Source organism: Methylibium sp. T29-B (assembly GCF_000576225.1).
Taxonomy (GTDB): Bacteria; Pseudomonadota; Gammaproteobacteria; order Burkholderiales; family Burkholderiaceae_C; genus Methylibium; species Methylibium petroleiphilum.
In genome coordinates, this window is record NZ_AZSN01000194.1 from 1 (window position 1) to 5600 (window position 5600).

Annotated in this window: 6 protein-coding genes and 1 pseudogene; 6 read left to right on the forward strand and 1 reads right to left on the reverse strand. The window is 72.1% G+C overall.

All coding sequences use genetic code 11. The features are described 5' to 3' along the window. Positions 1 to 17: 17 nt before the first annotated feature. Both Y694_RS26255 and Y694_RS26260 read left to right on the forward strand, forming a co-directional pair. Positions 18 to 620 (forward strand): annotated as a pseudogene (locus Y694_RS26255) (sigma 54-interacting transcriptional regulator); the annotation flags it as partial. Between the two features lie 400 nt (positions 621 to 1020). Continuing rightward, entirely contained in the window at positions 1021 to 1134 is a 114-nt protein-coding gene (locus Y694_RS26260; RefSeq protein WP_231497794.1) for a helix-turn-helix domain-containing protein, read from the forward strand. Between the two features lie 135 nt (positions 1135 to 1269). Here the strand turns inward: Y694_RS26260 and Y694_RS19235 are convergent, their stop codons facing one another. After that, the gene (locus tag Y694_RS19235; RefSeq protein ID WP_051495904.1) at positions 1270 to 2262 is read right to left on the reverse strand and encodes an alpha/beta fold hydrolase; all 993 of its coding nucleotides are present in this window, start codon (positions 2260 to 2262) and stop codon (positions 1270 to 1272) included. A gap of 283 nt (positions 2263 to 2545) precedes the next feature. On the opposite strand from Y694_RS19235, the gene pqqB reads away from it, so the two are divergent. From pqqB to pqqE, 4 genes are all read left to right on the forward strand, one after another. Continuing rightward, entirely contained in the window at positions 2546 to 3478 is a 933-nt protein-coding gene (pqqB, locus tag Y694_RS19240; RefSeq protein ID WP_036235463.1) for a pyrroloquinoline quinone biosynthesis protein PqqB, read from the forward strand. Then, positions 3475 to 4218, forward strand: a complete 744-nt coding sequence (gene pqqC, locus Y694_RS19245; RefSeq protein ID WP_036235466.1) for a pyrroloquinoline-quinone synthase PqqC — start codon at positions 3475 to 3477, stop codon at positions 4216 to 4218. Before pqqB ends, pqqC begins: the two co-directional genes overlap by 4 nt. Further along, positions 4215 to 4484 (forward strand): pyrroloquinoline quinone biosynthesis peptide chaperone PqqD, encoded by a 270-nt coding sequence (gene pqqD / locus Y694_RS19250; protein WP_011830173.1) that lies wholly within the window; start codon positions 4215 to 4217, stop codon positions 4482 to 4484. Before pqqC ends, pqqD begins: the two co-directional genes overlap by 4 nt. A 6-nt stretch (positions 4485 to 4490) precedes the next feature. Continuing rightward, positions 4491 to 5600, forward strand: a 1110-nt coding sequence (pqqE, locus tag Y694_RS19255) for a pyrroloquinoline quinone biosynthesis protein PqqE (RefSeq protein WP_036235468.1), incomplete at its 3' end; no start/stop codon positions are given.

A 5600-nucleotide genomic window follows, 5' to 3' on the forward strand; every position in this document is an offset into this window, starting at 1 on the left:
CCGACGGCACCCCCGCCATGCCGGCGACCGAGGAAATCGGCCCCACGTCGCCTGCCGCGACCGCGCGCGACGCCGCAACCCGCAACCCCCGGTCGGCCCCGGCAGCCGACGGCGGTGCGCCGGCCGAAACGACCCCGGAACCCGAAGTCACCTTCGCGCGCCTGCAGACCGGCGACCTGCAGATCGAGGCACTGATCTCCAAGCTTCGCCGGGTACTCGACCGCGACATCCCGGTGCTGATCCTCGGCGAAGCCGGCAGCGGCAAGGAGATGCTGGCGCGCGCCATCCACCGCGAATCGCGGCGGGCGCACCGGCCCTTCATCTCGGTCCAGTGCGCCTCCACGCCCGAGGCGCAGCTCGAGGCCGAGCTGCTGGGCTACGCCGAGGGCGTGTTCCCGGGCGCACGGCGCAAGGGTGCGGTCGGCAAGCTGGTGCAGGCCTCCGGCGGCACGCTCTTCCTCGACGAGATCGGCGGCCTGCCGCTCGGACTGCAGGCACGCCTGCTGCGCGTGCTGCAGGAGCGCCAGGTCACGCCGCTGGGCGCGGTGCAGCCGCAGGAGGTCGACCTGGCCCTCATCGGCGCCACCGACCGCAACCCGCGCGAGCTGATCGACACCCACCGCATCCGCGAAGACCTCTACTACCGGCTCAATGGGCTGGCGGTGAAGCTGCCGCCGCTGCGCGAGCGCTCCGACCTGATGGCCCTGGTGCGCCGGCTGCTCGCCGACGAGGCGCCCGGCGCGCCGCTCATGCTGGCGCCGGACGTCGAGGCCCTGCTGCAGCGCTACGACTGGCCCGGCAACCTGCGGCAGCTGGCCAACGTGCTGCACACCGCTGCGGTGATGGCGGCCGGCGAGCCGGTGATCACCCGCGAGCACCTGTCGGACGACTTCCTCGAGGAAGCCAGCTGCGGGCCGCCCCCGGCGCCGCGGCACCCGGCGGGCCCGCGCCGGCGTGGTGCGCGCGATGGCGAGCGGCATCGACAGCGGCGGCAAGACCCTCGAGGAACTGGAGCGCGAGATGATCCGCCACGCGGTGGACGCCGCCGACGGCAACATCTCGGTCGCCTCCAAGCGCCTGGGCATCAGCCGCAACACCATCTACCGCAAGCTGCGCTGGCGCGAGCCGGAATGACCGGCGGGCCGAGCGGCTGACGACCGGCCCGCCACCCGGCCGCCCCTCACCCCGGCCCTCTCCCGCAAGCGGGAGAGGGAGAGGGAGAAGAAGACCCCCTCTCCCCGTCTGCGGGGAGAGGGAAAGGGAGTTGGTTCAGCCGATGCCCCGACACCGCAGCGCCCAGTCGCGCGCGGCAGCACGCAAGGCCGGCGCCAAGCGGGGATCGCTCATGCGGTGACCGGCCTCCGGCACCTCGTTCGACAAGGCGCCTGGCAGCGCCGCCGCGAGCGCCTGGGCCACGGCCGGGTCGCAGGTGGCATCGGCCGCCCCCCAGACCACGCTGACCGGCACACCGCTGTTCAGCGCCGGCACACCGGCCGCACCGGCGGCCGCCGCCCCCCAGGACGCGGCGGCGTAGTGGGCGTGGACGCGCCACGAAGCCATCAGCTGCGGCGTCGCGGCCGGCAAGGCGGCGGGATCGCAGCGAGCGCCGCTGGCCGCGACCCCACCCGGCGCCGATTGCGCATCGTCGAACGCCGACCAGGCGCGGGCGATCCGCTCGTCGGCCTGCATTGCGCCAATGTGGAGCAACCCCGGCTCCGCCTGATACAGCGCGGCCACCGCCGTCGCGGCCGGTTCGCCCAGCCAGGCCTGGCCCTCGGCGCCCAGCCAGGGCCGCCACGGCGCGATGTAGCGCCGCGTCTCGGCGGCCGTGCCGAGGAAGGGGCTGCGCAGCAGCAGCCCGTGCAGCACCTCCGGCCAGCGCGCGGCATAGGCCAGCGCCACGCGCGCACCCCACGAGCCGCCGGCCACGGCCCAGCGCCGCAGGCCCAGGTGGCGGCGCAGGCGCTCCATGTCGTCGAGCAGCGCTCCCAGGTCGTTGCCGTCCGTCCGACCGGGCGGCTCGCTGCGCCCGCAACCGCGCTGGTCGATCGCGATCCAGCGCAGCGGCAGGCCGTCGAACCAGCGCGTCGGCTCCAGGCGGCTGGCGCCGCCCGGGCCGCCGTGCACGATCAGCACCGGCAGCCCGGCTGGGTCGCCCCCCTCGCACCACCAGACGCGGTGCCCGTCCACGGGCGCCAGCCAGTCCCCGGCCGGCAGCGCCGCGGGGGCGAGGGTTTGCCCCGGATCGCCGTTGCTGCTCACAGGGTCAATGCGGGGTTGCGGCCCCCGTCGGGCCTGCGCGAACCTCCGACCGTCGATGGCGGCAACCATCGACCGCGTCGCCGTAACACGGACGCCCTGCGCGGCACACGCAAGGCCCCATCCGTCGCTCGGAAGAAAATCATGATCGACTGGCGTTGCCTTCGGGGCACGAGTAGCGTTCAGGGATGGGTTCGCAGTGTGCGCGATCCCGCGCTGGACAGAACAAGACGAGGGGACCGATGTTGTTGTTGAGCGAGCGGCGCGTCAGACGCCGGAGTGCGCCATGAAGGTGCTGGTACTGGGCTCCGGCGCAGGCGGCGGCTGCCCGCAGTGGAACTGCAACTGCGCGATGTGTGCCGCCGCGCGCAACGGCTCGCGGCTGATCCGGCCGCGCACGCAGAGCTCCATCGCCATCTCCCCCGACGGCCAGCGCTGGGTGCTGCTGAACGCCTCGCCCGACATCGGCCAGCAGCTGCGCGTGCAGCCCGCGCTGCACCCGAAGCACGGCCTGCGTGATTCACCGATCAAGGCCGTGGTGCTGATGGATGCCCAGATCGACCACGCGACCGGCCTGCTCAGCCTGCGCGAGGGCCCGCCCATCGAGCTGTACGTGACGCCCTGCGTGTTCGAAGACCTCACCACCGGCCTGCCCATCCTCACCGTGCTGGACCACTACTGTGGCGTGCACTGGCACATGCTGCCGGTGGCCGGCGAGCAGCGCGTGGCCGAGTTCAGCGTCGACGGCTTCGAGACGCTGCGCTTCCGCGCCGTCGCCATCCCGGGCAAGGCACCGCCGTATTCGCCACACCGCCACGATCCCAAGGTGGGCGACAACATCGCGCTCGAGGTCACCGACCGCATGACTGGCAAGCGGCTGTTCTACGCACCGGGCCTGGCCGACGTGGGCGACGTGGAGCTGCAATGGATGCGTGACGCCGACTGCCTGCTGGTCGACGGCACCTTCTGGACCGAGGACGAGATGGTGCAGGCCGGCCTGGGCAGCAAGTTCGCCGCCGACATGGGCCACCTCCCGCAGAGCGGCTCGCCGCAACGCGGCGGCATGATGGACGCGCTCGACCGCACCGGCGCCCACCGCAAGCTGCTGATCCACATCAACAACAGCAACCCCATCCTCGACGACTACGGCGCCGAGCGCGCCGAACTGGCGCGCCGCGGGATCGAGGTGGCGCACGATGGCATGGAGATCGTTCTTTGAGCGCCGACCTGCCCTGGTCCCCCGCGGAATTCGAGGCACGCCTGCGCGCCAAGGAGTCCGGGTACCACATCCACCATCCCTTCAACAAGCGGCTCAACAGCGGCGCGCTGCAGCCCTTCCAGGTGCGCGGCTGGGTGGCCAACCGCTTCTACTACCAGCAGGCGATCCCGATGAAGGACGCCGCGGTCATGGCCAACTGCGAGGACCGCGCGACGCGGCGCCGCTGGATCGAGCGCATGCTCGACCACGACGGCCATCTGGATCACGAGGGCCAATACTCCGAAAAAACGGCTGGCGGCATCGAGACCTGGACGCGCCTGGGCATGGCCGTGGGCCTGAGCCGCGAGGACCTCTGGTCGCACCGCCACGTTCAGCCGGGCGTGCGCTTCGCGGTCGATGCCTACGTGAACTTCGCGCGCCGCGCGCCCTGGCGCGAGGGCGTGATCTCCTCGCTGACCGAGATGTTCGCGCCCAAGATCCACGCCGACCGGCTGGCCGGCTGGCCCAGCATGTACCCGTGGATCGCCGCCGAGGGCCTGGCCTATTTCCGCAGCCGCATCCCGCTGGCGCAGCGCGACGTGGAGCACGGCCTGGAGGTCGCCATCGCGTTCGGCGACACCCGCGCGAAGCAGGAGCGCGCGATCGAGATCCTGCAGTTCAAGCTCGACGTGCTGTGGTCGCTGCTCGACGCCGTGGAGCGCGCCTACCCCGACGACCTGCCCGAGGAGCGCCGACCGTGAGTGCTGTGGCCGACACCGCCCGCCCGCGCCTCGCGCCGATGTTCCGCCTGCAGTTCGAGCCGGCGCAGGACTGCTGGGTGCTGCTCTACCCCGAAGGCCTGGTCAAGCTCAACGGCCCGGCCAGCGAGATCCTCAAGCGCTGCGACGGCCAGGCGAGCGTGCTCGACATCACCGCCGATCTGGAGCGCAGCTTCAGCACCGAGGGGCTGCGCGGTGACGTCGAGGACTTCCTGCGCCACGCCTACGAACAACACTGGATCGTCTAGGCCCGCATGAGCCACGCCGCCGTCCCCGCCGCTTCGCCCGCCACCCCGCAGCCGCCCGGCGCGCCGATGTGGCTGCTCGCGGAGCTGACCTACAAGTGCCCGCTGCACTGCGTGTTCTGCTCCAACCCCACGAACTACGCCGACCACCTGGGCGAGATCGGCACCGAGGACTGGAAGCGCGTGTTCCGCGAGGCGCGGCAGATGGGCGCGGTGCAGCTCGGCTTCTCGGGCGGCGAGCCGCTGCTGCGCGACGACCTGGAAGAGCTGGTGGCCGAGGCGCGCCAGCTCGGCTACTACACCAACCTCATCACCTCCGGCATCGGCCTCACCGAGAAGCGCGCCCGCGCGCTCAAGGACGCCGGGCTCGACCACATCCAGCTCAGCTTCCAGGACTCCACCAAGGAGCTGAACGACTTCCTGTCGTCCACCCGCACCTTCGACCACAAGAACAAGGTGGCCGCGATCATCAAGTCGCTCGGCTACCCGATGGTGCTGAACTGCGTGATGCACCGCTACAACCTGCCGCACGTGGGCCGCATCATCGAGATGGCCGAGGCCATGGGCGCCGACTACCTGGAGCTGGCCAACACCCAGTACTACGGCTGGGCCTGGCTCAACCGCGCGGCGCTGATGCCCACGCCCGACGAACTGCGCGCGGCCGAGGCCATCGTCGACAGCCACCGCGAGCGGCTGGCCGGCCGCACCAAGATCCTGTGGGTCTCGCCCGACTACGTGGACGCCAAGCCCAAGCCCTGCATGGCCGGCTGGGGCGCGGTGTTCATGGTCATCGCGCCCGACGGCACCGCCCTGCCCTGCCACAGCGCGCGCATGCTGCCGGGCTTCGAATTTCCCAAGGTCACCGAGCACAGCATCGCCGGCATCTGGCGCGACAGCGACGCCTTCAACCGCTACCGCGGCACGGCGTGGATGAGCGACACCTGCCTGAGCTGCGACCAGCACCCGGTCGACCACGGCGGCTGCCGCTGCCAGGCCTTCCTGGTCACCGGCGACGCGGCGGCCACCGACCCGGTCTGCCCCAAGAGCCCCGACCGCCCGCTGATCGACGCCGCGCTGCAGGCCGCCGTCGAGCAGGCCGAGGCCGCTCCCGCGACCCAG